This is a genomic window from Erysipelothrix anatis, assembly GCF_009828745.1.
Taxonomy (GTDB): Bacteria; Bacillota_I; Bacilli_A; order Erysipelotrichales; family Erysipelotrichaceae; genus Erysipelothrix; species Erysipelothrix anatis.
Genome location: NZ_WTSX01000019.1, coordinates 1 through 19,407, shown reverse-complemented (window position 1 = coordinate 19,407; position 19,407 = coordinate 1). Strand labels below are relative to the sequence as shown.

The 19,407-nt window shown below is 39.1% G+C and carries 14 protein-coding genes; 1 reads left to right on the top strand and 13 read right to left on the bottom strand.

What is annotated here, in order from left to right; translation table 11 throughout:
- Nucleotides 1-174 precede the first annotated feature (174 nt).
- The 13 genes from GVV19_RS10530 to GVV19_RS10470 all read right to left on the bottom strand — a co-directional run bounded on the left by GVV19_RS10530 (nt 175) and on the right by GVV19_RS10470 (nt 18,299).
- Nucleotides 175-7,362: a discoidin domain-containing protein gene (locus GVV19_RS10530; RefSeq protein ID WP_159647494.1), complete on the bottom strand. Its 7,188-nt coding sequence runs from the start codon at nt 7,360-7,362 to the stop codon at nt 175-177.
- A 228-nt stretch (nt 7,363-7,590) separates the two neighbouring features.
- On the bottom strand, nt 7,591-9,741 hold the full coding sequence (gene pnp, locus GVV19_RS10525; protein WP_159647492.1) for a polyribonucleotide nucleotidyltransferase: 2,151 nt from the start codon (nt 9,739-9,741) through the stop codon (nt 7,591-7,593).
- Nucleotides 9,742-9,825: 84 nt separating this feature from the next.
- Nucleotides 9,826-10,092, bottom strand: coding sequence for a 30S ribosomal protein S15 (rpsO, locus tag GVV19_RS10520; protein ID WP_159640118.1), 267 nt, complete (start codon nt 10,090-10,092; stop codon nt 9,826-9,828).
- Between the two features lie 144 nt (nt 10,093-10,236).
- Complete coding sequence (locus GVV19_RS10515) at nt 10,237-10,746, bottom strand: DUF3592 domain-containing protein (RefSeq protein ID WP_159647490.1); 510 nt, start codon at nt 10,744-10,746, stop codon at nt 10,237-10,239.
- 33 nt (nt 10,747-10,779) lie between these two features.
- On the bottom strand, nt 10,780-12,072 hold the full coding sequence (locus tag GVV19_RS10510) for a hypothetical protein (protein ID WP_159647488.1): 1,293 nt from the start codon (nt 12,070-12,072) through the stop codon (nt 10,780-10,782).
- 26 nt (nt 12,073-12,098) lie between these two features.
- Nucleotides 12,099-12,473: a hypothetical protein gene (locus GVV19_RS10505; RefSeq protein WP_159647486.1), complete on the bottom strand. Its 375-nt coding sequence runs from the start codon at nt 12,471-12,473 to the stop codon at nt 12,099-12,101.
- A 93-nt stretch (nt 12,474-12,566) separates the two neighbouring features.
- On the bottom strand, nt 12,567-12,911 hold the full coding sequence (locus tag GVV19_RS10500) for a hypothetical protein (RefSeq protein WP_159647484.1): 345 nt from the start codon (nt 12,909-12,911) through the stop codon (nt 12,567-12,569).
- 101 nt (nt 12,912-13,012) lie between these two features.
- Complete coding sequence (locus GVV19_RS10495; RefSeq protein ID WP_159647482.1) at nt 13,013-13,489, bottom strand: ASCH domain-containing protein; 477 nt, start codon at nt 13,487-13,489, stop codon at nt 13,013-13,015.
- A 78-nt stretch (nt 13,490-13,567) separates the two neighbouring features.
- Complete coding sequence (gene dcuC, locus GVV19_RS10490; protein ID WP_159640100.1) at nt 13,568-14,944, bottom strand: C4-dicarboxylate transporter DcuC; 1,377 nt, start codon at nt 14,942-14,944, stop codon at nt 13,568-13,570.
- Between the two features lie 10 nt (nt 14,945-14,954).
- On the bottom strand, nt 14,955-15,881 hold the full coding sequence (gene rihC / locus GVV19_RS10485) for a ribonucleoside hydrolase RihC (RefSeq protein WP_159647480.1): 927 nt from the start codon (nt 15,879-15,881) through the stop codon (nt 14,955-14,957).
- A 4-nt stretch (nt 15,882-15,885) separates the two neighbouring features.
- Nucleotides 15,886-16,812, bottom strand: a complete 927-nt coding sequence (locus tag GVV19_RS10480; protein WP_159638180.1) for a ribokinase — start codon at nt 16,810-16,812, stop codon at nt 15,886-15,888.
- Nucleotides 16,799-17,221 carry a GNAT family N-acetyltransferase gene (locus GVV19_RS10475; protein ID WP_159638206.1) on the bottom strand — a complete coding sequence of 141 codons (423 nt, stop codon included), beginning with the start codon at nt 17,219-17,221 and terminating at the stop codon, nt 16,799-16,801. The genes GVV19_RS10480 and GVV19_RS10475 overlap by 14 nt, the downstream gene beginning before the upstream one ends.
- 91 nt (nt 17,222-17,312) lie before the next feature.
- Nucleotides 17,313-18,299: a LacI family DNA-binding transcriptional regulator gene (locus GVV19_RS10470; protein ID WP_159640094.1), complete on the bottom strand. Its 987-nt coding sequence runs from the start codon at nt 18,297-18,299 to the stop codon at nt 17,313-17,315.
- 87 nt (nt 18,300-18,386) lie between these two features.
- Here GVV19_RS10470 and GVV19_RS10465 point away from each other — a divergent pair, with 87 nt between their 5' ends.
- Nucleotides 18,387-19,238 (top strand): NAD(P)-dependent oxidoreductase, encoded by an 852-nt coding sequence (locus tag GVV19_RS10465; RefSeq protein ID WP_159647478.1) that lies wholly within the window; start codon nt 18,387-18,389, stop codon nt 19,236-19,238.
- Nucleotides 19,239-19,407: the final 169 nt, after the last annotated feature.

Below are 19,407 nucleotides of genomic sequence, written 5' to 3'. Positions count from 1 at the left end.
TTTCATTTTTATCTCATAACTATGCATAATCCGTGTTCCCATAAGAAAACCTCCCGTATTGAATCATTTTACAATAATTCGTTTACAAGAGGTTTTTTCTTGAGTCCCAAGGAACTAGGTCAGTTCCGTACATGGGTGGTTTTTTTCGTTGACATCTTAACGATGAGTCACGAATTAAGCCTTACGTTTTTTTGAGAATAGTAACGCTACTGCACCTGCAAGAACAATCAATATTCCAAAATATGGTGCTTGTGTTGCCATACCTGTTGCTGGAAGTTTTGTAGGATTTTCTGTATTGGTGTTTGTCTCTTTCTCTTCTTCTTTCTTCACAGCCTCTTTAATCGTTACTGTTGCACGCTGTACAGTTCCGTCTGAAGATGTGAATGAAATAGTTGTTGTTCCTGTTTTTAGAGGAATGAATGTTGCTGGTGAATTGAATGTTGCTGCAAAGAATTCAGCATCAAAAATCCATCCTTGGCCACCCTTCAGATCATCAAATTCTGGGTAAAGTGTAAATGCTTCCCCAACACGAATCACATCAGGTAGTCCTTTAAAGCCTTCAATTACGCCACCATTTACTTTAACTAATTGGTTTACGGTACTTTGTAAGTGTGCGACTGCTTCATCCAATACTGTTTGTGTACTTAATGGATTGTTTGCAATTGCTTCCGCTTGCGCTTTTGCAGCTAACATTGTATTCCAACTGGATTCTGTATACGACTCCGGTGATAATGCATTGATTGATTCTAGGAGTTTGTTTAATGCATCTTTATTGAGTGTATTTGGTGTTATTTCACCATCTGGATTATTAATCAGGTCCATGAGTGATGGAATCATTTCTAGGTAAGATTTCGCATCTAGATCTGATAGGTTTTCTTGAGCAAGTGCATCCGTGAATGTTGATGCAGCTGTCGTAATCGTTTCAAATGTTGTTGCTTTATAGTCTTTTGCATTTAATTTCGCAACGACATCAATGAAATCTTGAAGCGTTTGACGTTGGGTTGGATTTGCTTTTACGACAAGTCCATTATAAGCCGTTTCAAGTGCAGTAAGTGCTTCATTGAGAGCTTGTTGGGTTGTCGCTGTTGATAAAGCATTTTGTGCCGACTCAAGCGCTGTATTAAGGGCAGATACACTGAGTGGTGTATAACGCGCTGTATCAAGTGCAGCGACTGTGGTGACAAGCGTGTCAAGTGCTTGGCGATCTAGTCGAACCATGCTTGCTTGTGCTGATTCCATTTTTGTTACAAATTCAGCGACAGTATCCAAGTTTGCAAGAATATCATCTAACATTTCAATTGCTTTTTCTTGAAGTTTAATGAATGCTGATGTCGTACTTGAATCGTACTCTGCAAGGTCCATCGTAGCTAATGTTTCAAGTTGAACTACACTTCCATTATGTGCCAAATCACTGAATGCTTTTTGAAGCGTGTTGTAGTGTGTTTGGATGTCATTTGCTGTAACTGATTGCGGATCAGATTCAAATGCCTGAATCAATGTCGTCGCAGCATCAAGTGCTCCATTCACGTGTTCATAGAGTGCTTCATGTAACTGTTCAACATATTCTGTATCCGAGAGTTTGGTTGTTACTTGTTGTGCAAGTGTCTTCAGACTTTCGATATCGATTGCTTTAACAGTTATGGTTAGTTCATTGGATGCAACTCCCTTAGCAGAATGTGCCTGAATTGTAACAACACCTGCTTTGTGCGCTGTTATGACGCCATCTACGACACTTGCGATTGTCTCATCAGTTGATGTCCATGTGAATGCTTCTGTCGCATCAGCTGGTGTTAATGCAGCATTAACAATTTGAGTATCGTTAATGTTTAATTCCGTCTTATCTGCGGTTAATACGATTGATTCAATTGCAATCTCTGTATCCATCAATTCACCGAAGAGTTTCATCTCAGCCATGGATGCGAATTTATTCATTTGTGCTACCGTTGAACTTGTTCCCAAGGACTCAAGGGCAATGAATTTTACGTAACGTGCTGGAATCTTATCAAATTTTGAAACTTGATAGTTTGAACGACCGATGAGTCCACTTACGTCGTATGGTAATGTATCTTCAACGACGGGTTCGAAAGTTTCACCATCTAAGCTTGTTTCAATACGGTAACGTACAATGTCCCCATTACGATTTCGCGTATTAGGCAAGAAATTAAGTTGTTCTAAGTTATAAGTATGTTTGAGATCAACGGTTACTGAGATTGGCAGTTTTGCATTGGTTCCATAACTCGTATGCCAAATTGTTTCTGGATCATTATCGAGAATATTTGTGACATAATCGGAATCAGCTTGATTGGTGAAATCGACAATTTCAGCATTTCGCGTATCAATTGGATGGATACTATCAGCTTGATCTGTGTTTGATCCTTTTAGTTGGAGTTTCGAGAATGCAAGGTTTAATTTAATAGTTTCATCTTCAATTTGAGAAATTGTTTGTGGATTATCGAGAACAGCTTGAGCTACTGCACGTGCTTCCATAACTGCTGTATACGTTTCTTCAGTATAGAGACGTTGGTGTAAGCCGTCTGTTTTTGCAAGAACGGTTTCAAGCATTGTTGTATCGAATCGATCACTCACTGTTAAATTATGCTCAACTGTGATTGATGAGTCAGCAAGTGATGTTGCTGTCAATACAACGGTTCCAGCTTTTTTACCGGTAACATAATATTCATAGCCTTTTTCGGTCACAATTTTTGTAATGGTTGCGACACTTGGGTCTGAACTGGTTATTTCATAGAATGGATTAATCGCATTCAATGGACCAACATTCGCTTGGATGCGTGTTAGGCTTTCAAGACCGATGTGATCTGGCGTTGAAGCATCAAATGCTATCGATGATACAGCCGAACCGATATTGGATATAAAGTCTATTTCATATAGGGATAGCATTCTATTTTCAACAGTCCCTGTTGTAGTACCAGTTGCAGATCCTGAAGCTGTAAGTGGTGTAATTTCGATTCGGTCAATGGCTTGACCTTCTGGAACATTCCACTCGAAGATAGATTTAAAGGTGCTAATCGTACCTAAGTCAATCGCTGTTTCACCACTATATGCTGTGGCTTTAATTGATGTGACACTTCCATTTGATCCTGAAGGACGGTTGTGAACACGAACTTTTGAAATTGGATGTGATTCTTTCAATTTAAAGTTCATCGTTGTTGGGAGTTTGACATAGTCTGGTAAATCACCATCTGTTGGTTTCCATTTGAATTCAGCCAATTCTCCTACTTTGCCATCAAACAAGAGTGATGCATAGTTACCTTGTTGCCATAATTTCGCACCATTTGAACCATCATCTGTTGGCATCAAGTCATTGGTAAAGGTCATGGCTTCAATATCATTAAGTGTTAACTTCGTTTCTGTACTTGGTAATACAGGCTCTTCCACTTCATTAAGTGCGTTAATCGTACTTAAATTATCACCAACAAATTGAGCACTTTGTGGTGTAATTGCTGTTGGACCCGCAAATTTCTGAGTCATCTTGAAGCTACCGATCACACCTGTTCCATTTAAGGTTTCGGTTGGTCCAACATTTGTAAAGATTAGATAGTTTACGCGTGATTTGTCGGTGTGTAAACGATCTTTACTAAAGCTCTTCATAAATTGAGTTAGTACTGATGTACTGTTCGATTCGAATTTGTATTCTGTATCGTTGTATGGAATTGCAAGGTCTAATGCATAAACATTTTCCATACCCATTCCATAAACAGTGTATGTAACGACCTCTCCCGCTTGTGCTTCTGTTACGGAAGGTACGATGAGAACCTGTCCTTGTACTTTATTCTTTTGAGGTGTGACACCACCATTGAGTTGTCGTGCTACGAAAGAAATGTCATACGCATCGATTTTATTGTCATAGTTAATATCTGCTGCATCGACATAACCCTCAAAGTCAGCATCACCAAATTTGAGACCTGCATAGTTTTCAAAGAAAATGAGATCTTCTTCGTCTAGCGTGCCACTGTTATTCCAGTCACCAACAATTTGTGATGGTGATCCTTCGACAGCATATGGACGTAATTCATGTGCCGTGAAGAATCCACCGACTGAATCTTTGACACTAATTCGTAAGTAGCGCGCACGTAACGGCTGATCGAAAGTCAGTGTCTTCATTGTTTCACCTTTGGAATAACTCCATGCTGGTGTATCGACCCCTACTTTAGCACCTGACTTCCATGTTTCACCATCTAAACTATAATCAACTTCAAACTTACGAATCGTACCATTTCCAAAGTCTGGTCTAGGGACGTATTCCAGTTTTTCGATGTGATAGCTCTTTTGCATGTCAATTGTGAAGGTATTCGTGTATGCATCCCCTCCGGTTGCGGAGTGGAATTGTGTCGCTTCATCACCATCAACGGCATCTTGTGCGACTGTTCCTGCATAGCCACCGCCACCTGTCCATGTTGCAGTCATATCTTTTGGAACATTACGATATGGATCCAGTGCTGTTTTAACTGTAATTGGCGCTGTCCACTTCGAATGACCGGTTTCATTAACCGCACGAACACGGTAACTATAATCAGTATCATAATTGAGTTCTTGATGCGTAAATGTAGATGTTTTTATATTTGAGAATACGATACCATCGATTTCCACATCATATGTTTTCGCTTCGCTAACATCGTCCCAATCTAATGTGATTGTTGATGATGTTTGTTCTGGTGACGTTAGATTCGTTGGCACTGCAAGATCTGGTGACTCAACATTTGGTGAGACTTCTTGCTCATTCGCAAAACCATCGACAATCACTGTAAATTCATGATCTTGGACATTAATTTTGTCTGTTGATTTGATGAACACTTTTGGTCGTGTTGTAAGTTTGTTTGTATCAAACGTTGTGCCTTCTGTAGCATACTCGCTGATAATTGAGACTGGAGCTTCATCATAGAAGTAAACATTACCCGTAGCAGCATCATAAGCTTCTTTTGATGTTACTTTTGTAAATGTCACATCATTTCCAGCAACATTACCACGAACAGCTTGAGGGGCTTGTGATACGTTAACGATCATTTCTGTATCTCGGTCTGTAACCATACTTGGATAAGAACCCGCTGTTTTACCAATAGATAGAGTTGCTTGATCACCGCTAACAGATGATGAAATTACGGTATTCGTTGATGCACCATCTAACGTAATACCATCGTCTTCATAAAGTTCGAAATTTGTGTCGCCATGTGGATAGAATTCCACAATTCGGTGTGATTTATCAAGTCCCTTAGGATTTGATTCACTGATTGGACGAGGGTTATTATTTTCCGCATACATAGGAACAATTGCTCCGTTTTTGACGAATACTGGTGTTTTCCATATTGGTGCATCAAAGTTATTTAAAACGGATCCACCACGGTATTGTTCACCTGTAAAATAATCAATCCAAATTTGTTCAGCATCTGGAAGATAGATGTCGTTACGAATGTCATTCCCTTGTGCATCTGAAGCTGTATCTTGATAAATAGGCGCTACAAGGAATGAACTTCCCCACATGTATTGGTACTGTGTTGCTTTTGAATAAGTATGCGCATCTGGATACTCAAGCATCATTGCACGAACAAGTGGCATACCAGTTTGCGATGCTTCGTGTGAAAGTGTCGCGATATATGGCATCATTTCTGCTTTTAGTTTTAGATATGCACGGTTAATTGACGTTGTATCTTCACCAAATTCCCAAGGATTTTTCTGTGAAGCACCCCATCCATCCATATCGAGCATATACGGTGTAAATGCTTTCCATTGGAAATCACGTGTTTGAATGATTGGGTTTTTACCACCAAAAATTCCATCTAAGTCACTCCCAATATTTGGCATTCCCGATAATCCGGTTCCAATATATGTAGGAATATGGAAACGAATATACTCCCAGTTACCACCAGATTGGTCCCCTGACCATATACCTGCGTAACGTTGTGTTCCTGCCCAACCATCAAGACTTATAATGTTTGCTTTGGATCCAGATAATTCCGTAATTGCATTGAATGCATGTTGGACACCATCAAGCGCCATCGAATATCCTGCTCCGACCCACGCAACGTCAGTTTTAACTGCACGTACGCCAGCATCTTGAACTTCACGTTGGATATCACGTTCACCTTTTTTAGGATTATCTTTGTCAGCTGGCCATAGGTTTGCTTGTGTCCAAAGTCCAACTTCAATTCCTTTGCTGTTTGCAAAATCTGTAAATGCTTTTAGTTCCGCAATATCACCATCAAATGAATCGGATTGACCATAACCACAGCCATAACCATCATTTGGATAAAATGCTCCAATCGGCAAATCATATTCTTCATGAAGTTCAATTTGTCGTTGGGCGGTAAATGTTTTATTACCATCTTTTTCCATTAACGATTCTTGAACTTCACCTGGTTGAATTTCACCGGTTTGTGCTTGACGCTCTGTATAGTATTGACCATCAATCTTCTTACCATTTGTACCCGATGCTGGTTTCCAAACATCACGGTTATAGCAGTTTAAATGTGCAAGATAGAAAGCATAATCCGGTTGTTGTGCTGGTTTCCCAGTTAAGTTTGTATATGAATTTAGAATTCCTTGTGGGTTATCATCAACCATAATGTAGGCGTCAAAACGTGATTCATTATGCGTTGCAGAGACAATTCCTGGTAAGGTTTTACCAAAGTCATATTCCCCTGGTTTAAATGTGTTACGAACAATCCCATATCCTTTTGTTGTCCAATAGAAAGGATTCGGACTTGCTACACCACCGTCTACCCAGTTGTTACTGTTGACAGCTTTAACAATTTCCCCTTTGTGAGAGAAACGTCCATTTTGGGTTCCTCCCCCATAGAAGTATTCATCGCTCTGTTCAACTAATGACTGAATTGTTTGATTGTTCTTGTACATAATCGGTGCAGCTTCCTGCATAACAATCGAACCGTTTGCACGGCGTACAGTCATTTTCGAACTCGCTTTTTCAACTTCTATCGTTATTTTGGATGTCTTAATTTTAAGAACATCGCCATCCTCAACAGTAATTTCTACACCGCTATTGGCTGCAACGGTATCATCATTGTTGACAACAATATTAGCACGGTGTTCCTTTTTATTTGGAGTTGGATATTCTTGAAAATCAGTGTCATTGATGTCGACATAGTATCTAAAAAGATTCTCATCAATAACGGAAATACGTGTTTTATTACCATCACTGTGTGTCAATGTTACCTTGTTATCTGTAACTGTGACACTTTCAACAGAGCCCAATACTTCATATCCCGTCTGATCGACTGTTGGAATATCAGTAAGTTCGTCTGTTGTAGCAGAGATTGCGATGGTCATATTTGGACTAATAAGACTCATAGCAATCAATAAACTTAAAAAGAGACCACTTATTTTCTTCACTACTTTCCCTCCTCAGCGTGTTACCGCTTACATAATCAGTCTAAGGAAAATAGTGAAACGAATATTTGCACTTTTGAGTAGGGTATTTATATTTATAAGCGATTTGTTAATTAGGATAAGGAAACTGTTGATATGTGTAAATCAATGAAAGACATTCTTCGTTACTCCATTTTTAAATCACAAACTTTTGTTAAAAAAAAGATGCATTCGCGATGCATCTTTTTACTTTTATGATTTTGTTTCTGGTGTTTCTGTTACTTCTGGTTTCTTGACTTCTGGTTTTGGTAGCAATGCTTTACGTGATGCATTGACACGTCCACGATCGTCAATTTCAGTAACTTTAACTTGGATAATATCTCCGAGTTTCAGTACATCTTCAACATTTTCTACACGCTCGTGCGCAATTTTTGAAACATGAAGCAATGCATCCGTTCCCTCAAACAACTGCACGAAGGCACCGAATTTTTCGATACGTACGACTTTGGCGTCATAGATTTCGCCAACTTTAGCTTCACGCACAATGTTTTCAATAATTGATTTTGCTTTGTTAATAGCTGCCATATCGCTATGGTAGATAACAACACGACCGTCATCTTCGATATCAATTTTGACATTGTCAGCATCTTCGATAATTTGGTTGATGATTTTTCCACCAGCACCAATGACATCGCGAATCTTGTCTGGAGCAATTTGTAGTTGTGCAATCTTAAGTGCATAAGTACCAACTTCAGGACGTGGTTCGGAAATAACAGCATCCATCGCATCCATCATTTCGGCGCGACCAATTTTCGCTTGAGCAAGAGCTTCTTGTAAAATTTCACGGCTCAACCCCTTAATTTTAATATCCATTTGAAGTGCTGTGATACCATTTTTTGTACCGGCAACTTTAAAGTCCATATCTCCGAAATGGTCTTCCATTCCTTGGATATCTGTAAGGATGGTGTAATCATCACCCAATTGAACAAGACCCATCGCAATACCACTCACTGCTGCTTTAATAGGAACACCTGCTGCCATTAATGCAACAGAACCTGCACAGATACTTGCTTGTGATGATGATCCATTAGATTCTAAAACTTCAGCAACTAAACGAATTGTATATGGGAATTCTTCGACTGTTGGTAATACGTATGATAACGCACGTTCTCCAAGTGCACCGTGACCAATTTCACGACGTCCAGGGGCACCCATGCGTCCTGTCTCCCCAACTGAGTAAGGTGGGAAGTTATAGTGGTGCATGAAGCGTTTTTCTTCAACATCAGATAAGTCATCAATAATTTGAGTATCACCCATTGCACCTAAGGTTGCAACAGAAAGAACTTGAGTTTCACCGCGTGTGAATAATCCACTACCGTGAACACGTGGAAGAATGTCCATTTGTACATTCAATGGGCGGACTTCCGCAACACCACGACCATCAGGACGAATCTTTTCGACAGAGATTAAACGTCGAACTTCACCAGCAACAATAGTGTGTGTATATTCTTTAACATGTTTAAGTGTCTTCGTTTTAGTTTTTTCATCTTCGTATTCTTTAGCTTCGAAGTGTAATTGTGCTTGTTCTTCCAAGTCATCAATTGCACCATAACGTTCAAGTTTTTTCTCGATAGCAACTGCTTTACGTAATGATACTCCTACAAGAGCTTCAACTTCTTCTTGAATGGCTTCAGGCACTTCGTATAAGGAAACTTCCATTTTCTCTTTAGCAACTGCTTGAGCAATTTCAATTTGATAATCGCATAGTTTTTTGATCCATTCGTGACCAAACATCATCGCATCTAAGAATTCTTCTTCCGAAACTTCTTGTGCTCCTGCCTCAACCATGTTGATAGCATCTTTGGTTCCGGCAACAACTAAATGCATACGTGATTGTTCTTGTTGCTCAAGGCTTGGATTCACGATGAATTCGCCATCGATCATTCCAACTGTAACACCCGCAATCGGTCCTTCAAATGGAATATCAGATACACATAATGATAATGATGCTCCGAACATCGCTGCCATATCTGGTGCATTATCTTTATTTACCGAAAGTACCGTATTTACGACTTGTACTTCATTTCTAAACCCTTCTGCAAAAAGAGGACGAATTGTACGGTCGATAAGACGTGATGTCAATGTTGCATGTTCACTAGGTCTTCCTTCTCGACGTAAAAAACCTCCTGGGATTTTACCTACAGAATATAATTTTTCTTCATACGTCACGGTTAGTGGGAAGAAGTCAATATCCTTTGCTTTTTTACTTGCAGTTGCTGCTGAGAGCACCACTGTATCTTCATATCTTACTAGTACGGATCCACCTGCTTGTTTCGCAAGTTCGCCGGTTTCAACTATTAATCGCTTACCATCGAAATCTAATTCGAATACTCTCTTGTCCATAGTTCACCTCATATTTATCTTTATCAATTTTATCATACTATTGCTGTAATGCCTATTAAAAAAGGAGCGTTGCGCTCCTTTCGATTATTTTCTTAATCCTAAACGTGTGATTAATTCACGGTAACGGTTGATGTCTTCGTTACGTAAGTATGTTAATAAGTTACGACGACGTCCAACTTTTTTAAGAAGTCCACGGTTTGAGTGGTAATCTTTCTTATGTTCTTTCATATGAACTGTAAGAATGTTGATTTCTTCTGTTAATACGGCTACTTGTACTTCTACTGAACCTGTATCTTTTTCATCACGAGCGAATTCTTTCATGATTTCTTGTTTTCTTGCTTTTGATAACATGTATTTGTCCTCCTATGTTTCTAAGCCCTTTGAAACCGCGTATTCCGTCGAGGAGACGTGAAACCCAGTCACAAAGCTCATTTATAATATCATAAATATTTCCTTGCGACAACATTATCTCCAATAAATTCCACTTTTTGTGGTTTAAACAAAGACTAAGTACGTTATCAGCATCGCAACTGCCGTTAAAACCGCAGCAACCGTTAAAATCAGTGGGACATAGGAACGAGCATATCGCTCAACATACGCAACTTGAGGACGCGTTTCATCATAATACACATTCAGCGATGAACCAATTGGAAAATGATCACGCATCACCGTATTAACGGATACCATCGAATTACCTCGTAATCGTAATACTGTATCAAGTAGATCCGTCTTCACTTCTGTGTTAACTCGATGAAATGGCGTACTGACTGATTTTACATATGAATATTTTAATGCCTTACGATAGTTAACACCATTGACAGTATATTCGACGACAGGTGCCCCCGAGTCATTGACCGAGTACTTAACTACAGTTCCTTTGGTTCGTACTTTATCTTCTGATTTGTAGTTATTGTCGCGGCGTTTTAACGCTATTGCAAAACCTGCAAGTACCACCAAAATCAAACCATAAATTGCCATCATAATATTCAAAAACGAGTGTGTCATAACTATTTCCAACTTTCTTAATACTTACTTTAATTATTGATTTTCAAGTGTTTCAATGTCTTGATACGATCCAAAGTGATAACGATAGTATGTGATATCATAGGCATGCTTTACACCTTTTATATTGATCACAATTGTATCCGTATTGGGAGCCTTGATATATGCATTTACAATCCCCGCACCATTTATAACCGTTGCACCACCATCACCATTACGCAATTGTCCACACAGATAACTGTAATGTGATGATTCGATGGATTTATTGACTTCAAGCACCGTATTGGTACAATCGTCAAAAGAGTCATACCGTAACGTATCAACATTCAAAGCGGGGTCTTTGGAAAACAATGTAATTTCATTATTTCGTGTCTCGTAGGCGATGCTCACATCCGCAGGATCTAGGTTAGATGCTTCTAAATCGATAATACGACCAACGCCTAAAGGTCCGACTGCTGGTATAATTATTCGATCATTGAATACCAAATTTTCATGTTTTGAACCTTCACTAACTTGATCAAGTGCTTGTTCAACTGTAAAGGTGTGAGTCGCCGCGTTGTTATTTAAGTCACGTGTTTCGGCAAGATAATGTGTGATACCTGTCGCAGGATCTGAATCAATAATTTTAAATGCGATTCGTTTTTCACCTTCAATTGCATCTTCCGCAGTAAAATATGATGCTAAGTCCAAGGTCTCACCAGGTTCCAATTTAATTGATGATGGTCCCGTAATGATGGGTGGTTTCGAATCCCTTACATGATAACTGAATAAATAGGATTGGCGTTCGCCATTTTTTTCCGCCACTAATGTTGCTACGAGTGGCAATTCTTTGTCGTTATTTTTTGACATCATCGCATTAATCATTTCATAGCTCGCATTAGAGTAGCGGTCAAAAAGTGCACCACTGTCGCTTATACGCATGTGACGCCCATAGAAATTCGTGATGTCATATTTCGCAATGCTTTCAGGATATTCGTTTCTTTTCGTAATTCTTAGTACATTATCGTTCGTATGCATCATGAAATCCTGATTTGCATCAATTACCTGTTTTGACTCATTTGTGACACGGAATTCTGTAACCGTCGTCACATCAATTCCCGTAACCGAAATAATGCGATCATAATGCGATTGCTTAGTATCGATAATCGCATTCTTAAAATCACTAAATTCTGGTTTTGTATTATTTATATCAAATTCGAGAACAATATTCTCATTGAAAACAATATTGAGTGGCTCAGACTTTTCTTTTAAATACCGTCCACCTACAACTACCCCAAGAACCACAATAATACTTACGATACAAATAATAATTCCCTTTTTAGATTTCATGTTTCGCTCCAATCATTTTTACACAATCAATCTTGTAATATCAGTGCTGCAAGCAACACAACCCCAACTGCTTTAAGAATGGCTATCGCAATAAAAATCAATAAAAATGACGATGCACGCGTAACATCAGGTGTACCCACAATTGCTTGACTGCTTACATACATATTTCCTGATACTATGTTCATCAAATCAAAAAACGAAGCAGCAATGAGTAAACCAACGCCAACCCGCGCCTGTTTGGTATTGGTAATATTTGTCGCAATGATAAATAGTGCGAACGAAAGAGTTAGCACCGTCACAAAGACGTACAAATTAGACGGGACCAAGTACGCAATGATTTCGCCAATTAACACAATGGCGATGAGTACTGCAAAGTATTTTTTAGAATCCTTTTTCCCCATATAAGAATCCTCCTCACCTTCTCTATTAAGCATAGCACAGAATCAAGGTCTTGCCGTCATATTTCGTTACAAAAAAAAACTGCTTTTGGCAGTCTAAAGGGGTAAGTCAGTGAGTATATGGCGAAGGCGTTCTGCATCAACACGGTAGTAAACCATTTCATACAATTCTTCATCTTTATACATTATATACCCGAAGTCATCATCATGAATGCGTGGATCTCGGACAATAAAGTAAAGTTGATTTGTTTGCGGAATATCATTTCCTTTGAGTTGATAGATATGCGTTGCTTCCCATTTAGGAATGACCGTAAATGCTTCGGCCGATTGAAATAGTTCATCTAGTTTTTTAGCTTCAACTGTGACATCGACGTGTTCATCTTCAAAACGGCTAATATTAATACTTTGTGTTAGTATTGGTAAATCTGGAAATTCGTACATACGGTTACCTCTAATCTATGTTCAAGTATACGAGTTTCAGCGTATTGCTTCAATTTATTTGCCTGTGTATCGCTGCAAAAGGCGACAAAAAAAGAGACCGTTTAGGTCTCTTGCGGATGCCAAACTACTTCAAATTCTTCACAGACAACATCAATTTGGTCAATTTCAATAGCAAGCCCTCGTGCTTCAAATGTTCGCTGCCAATATTGATGGTGAATCTTTCGCCAACTATCCAAGCTGCGATCCGCCTCACCTTCTTTGTAGGCATGTTCGGGCGTAACATCTAAAAATGGAACGACATATACTTTTGTAACCCGTATAACCGCAACTGGTTGTCCTTGACCATCAAGAATGATATCTAAAGCATGGTCCGATACTTGGGGCAATGCTTCATGATCCAACACATACTCAATGTACGCACTCGCAGTTGCTGTTTTAATACCCTTTACTGTCAACGATGCTAAATCATCCGCAAGTGAAGCACTATCCCCAAATGCCCACGCATCATGAAGTTGCACATTCTCTAATTTTGTTTCTTTGAGAAAATTATCCCAAAAAGCGTCTATCGTTTGTTTCATAATTAATCCCCTTTCTCCCATTATACGCCAATTCAATAAAAAAAACTCCAAGGATGACGTCTTGGAGTTTTGGAATTCTTATAGGAAGATAATCATTGATAAAACGAACATAAAGACTACACCAACGATCATTGGGACTGATGTACGTTTTACAATTTCAAATGGATCTTGTTTGACCGTTCCAGCTACAATAACGATAACGGCTGAAACTGGTGAGACTGCACGAAGTAAGTTTCCAGCAAGTCCCATTGGAACTGTAACTGCATATGGACTGATTCCTGCTGCAACAGCAAGTGGGACCATCAATGGAACCATAGCGTAGAACAATGCGGTTCCACTACCACTTAACAAGACGATAAGCGCTGTAAAGACTACGAGAATTAATGGTAAGACAAATCCAGAAGCTGTCGTTGTTGACATGATTGTTTGAAGTTCTGTAATAAGTCCTATTGCCTTTAATCCATCAACAAATGTTGATGCAGCAACAAGTAAGACGACAATTCCCATTGCATTTCCCATACCTGAGAAGAATGACTCGGTTGTTTTAAGAACTTCTTGACCGTTACGATGACGGACAATTTCACAGAATACAGCAATCATGAAACTCATGATTGTAACAACTTCAACTGATAGATTTAAGGAAGCACCTGCCATTGCATTATATCCAAAGACACCCAATAAGATTACAATTGGAAGTAAAGGAAGTAATGTGTAGACTGTTTTGTAAAGTGCGCCACCTGTAATTTCTTTCACATCTTCAAGTTCTAAATCCATATCTGCAGATTCCGTAACTTTTTTGTCACAGTATTTTTGCCATAATGCATGTACTAAAGCCATTACAAGAATCGTTGGTACAGAAATGATTGCATGATAGTTAAAGACATACTCAGCAACTGGCATACCCAATTCAGCTGCAATAGCGACGTTATCTGCACCTAAAGGTGTTGGCATAACAGTTGCGGTTGTTGCAATTACTGCAGCAGCAGTGAGTGTTGACATTCCAGAACGTCGAAGTACTGGATAAAGTGTAGCGAGCAATATAATTGCTAAGTTTGATGCACTTGGAATAACAAGTGATAGTAAGTTACCTAATAAGAAAACTACTGGTACGAGTACATATGGTGACTTAACAATTGATAATGGTTTTGTTAGCGTATTAACCGTTACTTCATTCGCACCAATTTTACTCATGTAGGCTGTATAGCCACCTAATAGTAAAATTACGAGTCCAGCACCAGAAAGTTGTTTCTTGAACTGATCAATAATCGATAAAATCGGATCAACCATTACGTTTACAGGTTCTTTAATAATTGCATTACCATTTAAGATTGCAATTACCATTAAGATAATTCCAACAGCAAATAGTGTAATTTTAATATCCATCTTCTTGAGAAGCATATATACAACAGCAACAACTGCTAATGCTCCTACAATAAACATTAATGTAGTATTCATAGTCTTTCTCCTATTGTTCTATGTTACATTTACGAATTGCATCCATAAACCATGTTTTGAATGCATCAGCATCTACATCTGACGTTACAGTTGCATTTGCTTCTTTTCCTAGATAACCACGAAGGTCGACAAGTGTCGCACCCGCTGTCATTTCCCCTACTGTCTCAATTGCAACATGCGTTGTGACAGTTTCAAATAATTCTGGTTTTAATAAGTATGCTACTGCACATGCATCATACATTTTTAAACCTGTTCCAAATGATCCACCACGGTACTGTTTAAACAAACTGTAGAACATGTGACCAATTGGGTTCATATCTTTGATAACTTCAGAATCTTCAGGATAAACAAGTGCTTTTAAACCAACATCTAATCCGACCATTGTTAATTTGATGCCACTTTCAAATACAATTTTAGCGGCTTCAGGGTCAACTGCGATATTGAATTCTGAATAAACTCCAAAGTTACCACGTCCCATAGAACCACCCATTAATACAATTTCATCAATGCGATCAATGACCTGTGGGTATTCACGAATTAGCATTGCAATATTTGTAAGTGGACCAATTGGGAGTAATACGGTCTTGTCGTTGGCCATCAATGTTTCATACATTGCTTCTACTGCCGATTTATCTAAAACAAGATCGTGTTGTGGTTCTGGGAAATCATATCCATCCATTCCGCTTGCGCCATGAACACCACTAGCATCACGCGGTTCGCGAAGTAATGGGCGTCCTGCACCAATCGCAACAGAGATTGGTTTTTTATAAAAACTTAAAAGCTTCAATAAGTTGTTCGTTGTTTTTTCAATTGAAACATTACCAGCAACTGTTGTAATTAATGATACATCCAACGTCTCATCAAACAAGGCAATCGCAATTGCAACTGCATCATCAATCCCAGGATCAGTATCAATTATAACTTTACGTTTATTCATAGCACTATTCCTCCTCTTGCGCTTTCATAAATGCTTCTAGATCACTTAAACGAGGCATTGAAGCTTGTGCTCCAACCTTCGTACAAGCAAGCGCTCCTGCAGCACTCGCGAGTTTTAGCGTCCTTTCAATTTCAATGTTTTGTGTCAAACCATAGAGCATCGTACCGATGAACGCATCGCCCGCTCCTGTCGTATCTACGACTTCAACTTTGAACGGTGCAGCTTCGACCGTTTTTTGTTGATCACAATAGACACTTCCTTCTGAACCCATTGTGACGACAACTGCATGGACCCCTTTTTCAAAGAAGATTGCCGCTGCTTGCTCCACATCACGAACATTGTTTGGGAAAATCCCCGCCAATATTTCTGTTTCAGTTTGGTTCAAAACTAAATAATCAATATTTTGATAAATTGCATCAGCGACTGCGACTGCTGGTGCAGGATTAACAATGGTCGTCATGCCTTGTTTTTTTGAAATTTCCAAGCCATACGCCACATGTTCCAACGGAACTTCAAACTGCGCTAAGAAGTAATCGTCTGTGCCACCCTTTACATATTTATCAATTTGCGATGATGTCACGACTTCATTCGCACCAGCATCAAGAATAATTCGGTTATCATTATCAACACGGATAATAACTGCAGTTCCTGTTGGTACTTCATCATTCACATGAATTCCCGCAACGTGGACACCATATCGATTCATTTCAGAAATAGCATGATTTCCAAAACTATCATTACCCACATTACCAATTAGATGTGTCGATGTTCCCAAGCGGGATACAGCAACTGCTTGATTTCCACCTTTTCCACCAAGTGTTTGTACGAAACCATGGCCGTTCATTGTTTCGCCTTGATGTGGTAGACGATCTGCGGAGATCATTAAGTCTGTGTTGATACTGCCTAACACAAATACTTTACTTTTGCTCATAATACATCACCATTCCACTTCCTAAACCATCATTGGGTCGTTCAATAAACCCAAACTTCTTGTAAAAGCTTTCCATCCCTCGGGTTGACATTAAACCGATATAAGCATTATCACAGGCAACTGTACTGATATACTTGAGTGCATAATCCACAAGTATCTTACCAACACCATTGCGTTGATAATCCTTTCGGACAATGACATCTTTGAGGAAAAAGACAATACGACTGTCACCAATGACACGTGCACAACCGATTGCTTCGTCATATTCATCGTAGACAACAACATCATACAAATCATGTGCTAAAGCAGTTTCAATATCTTTAACATCGTAATCCATAAAATTTGCATCTGTATGTAATGCTTGATAAATCTGGGGTGTTAAACTGTTGTCAACAATTTTATATTTCATGATAAAGCGCTTTACCTTTCTTACGCCACCATAATACATCGAAATGTAAACGCTGTCAAATGATTTCATAAAAAAAGAACCTGAGGTTCTTTTAGACTTTATGCAAATACGGCTTGAGAACTACGTTCGGAAGCTTTTTTTTATTTTTTATTCCTTCAAACAAAATGTTTACGGCATGCGATCCCAACGCCTCTACATCTTGAGCGACGGATGCAATCACATAACCAAACATATTCGAGAGTTCAAGATTATCATAGCCAACAACTTCGATATCACGATCTTGTTGTTTCAAGAGCTCTGAAACGAGCGCATACGCCATAATATCATTGGACGCAAAAACTGCTGTTATCATCTCGTTAGCAATTATTTGAGGAACGTGAACTTGGGCACTTTTATATCGAAAGTCCCCTTCAAAAATCATCGCTTCATCAACGTGAAGATTTGCATCCGCCATTGCCGCAGTATAGCCTTCTAAGCGGCGTTTTCCAACAAATGTATCCAACTTACCTGTAATACACGCAATCCCAGTATGACCCTTTTCGATAAGATATTGTGTCGCAATGTAACTTCCGTAATAACTATCAAAGAGAACTTGGTTCTCATCAACATTTTGATAGCCACGGTCCAATAATACATAGGGAACATCAATCTTCTGAATAACTTTCTCATAGAAAGCTTGTGAGGCATTACTCTCATTGGAGACACATAGAATTAACCCATCAACCTGCCGATCCAAAAGTTCCTTAATGAGCCGTTTATCAGCTTCTAACGATTCATCACTATTCGCAATTAGAACCATGTAACCTTCTTTTGATAACGTATTTGTAATGACTTTGGCTACGGTCGCAAAGAATGGGTTCTCTATATCTGGAACAATCAAACCAATGGTGTGGGTGGTCTGTGTTGATAAAGAACGTGCAAGGTGGTTTGCACGGTAATGGTGCAACTCTGCAAGTGCTTCAATTTCATCACGTTTTGCTTGCGAGATTCGTGATGGTCTACCGTTTAAAACAAGTGATACCGTCGTTTCCGATACACCCGCCATTTGCGCTAAATCTTTCAATCTCACTTTTTTCATAGGTACCCCTTTCAATGTCTTTATCTTTATTCTATGTTGTAATGGTACCATAAATCAATGCTATAATATTAACAGGAGGTAATTGTTATGAAAATTGCTTGGATTGGAACAGGTGTTATGGGTGCGCCGATGGCGAAACACCTTGCGAAAGCAGGACACGATGTTCATGTTTACAATAGAACTTTTGAAAAGGCTAAACGTTTAGAACCCGAAGTGACAGCACACGAAACGATTGAGGCGGTAGTTCGCGATGCTGATGTTATTTTTTCAATCGTTGGATATCCAACCGATGTCGACGCTGTGATTCACGAAGTGATGAATCATGCGAACCCACAATCAATTCTTGTCGATATGACCACATCATCCCCTTCACTCGCACAAGCATTGTATGAAGAAGGTGCGACACGAGGATTCAAAGTTGTGGATGCTCCGGTAACAGGTGGAGATTTAGGTGCAATCAATGCGACCCTCTCGATTATGGTTGGTGCGGACCAAGACGTCTTTGATACGATTAAACCATTACTCGATATCATGGGTAAAACAATTACATATATGGGTCCTGCCGGTAGTGGTCAACACGCTAAACTTGCTAACCAAGTTGCGATTGCAGGTGCTATTGGCGGTGCCGCTGAGTCATTACGCTATGCAGAAATGAAAGGGTTGAATCTTGATGCAATGCTACAAGTTATCACCGGTGGATCTGCAAACTCGTGGCAAGGGGCAAACAATGGTCCGAAAATGATTGTTAAAGATTTCGAGCCTGGCTTTTATGTTAAACACTTTTTGAAAGACCTTAAGCTTGTGATGTCTGAGAAAGGTGATTTACGACTCCCTATTACCGAAGGAATTACAGAAATCTATGAAATTCTTTCTCGAAATGGGTATGATAATTTTGGAACACAAGCAATCATTGATTACTATCTTAAAGATTTAAAATAGTTCCTAAACATTAAAAAAGTAGATATGTCTTAGACATGTCTACTTTTCCTAAATTCAAATCTCAACCGCACCACCAAGGTGCGGTTGTTTTTGTATAATAAAAGGAGCCCACCCGACTAAAAGGAGCTCCCATATGAAGTATAAGCAATTAAATAGAAAAATAAAAGAC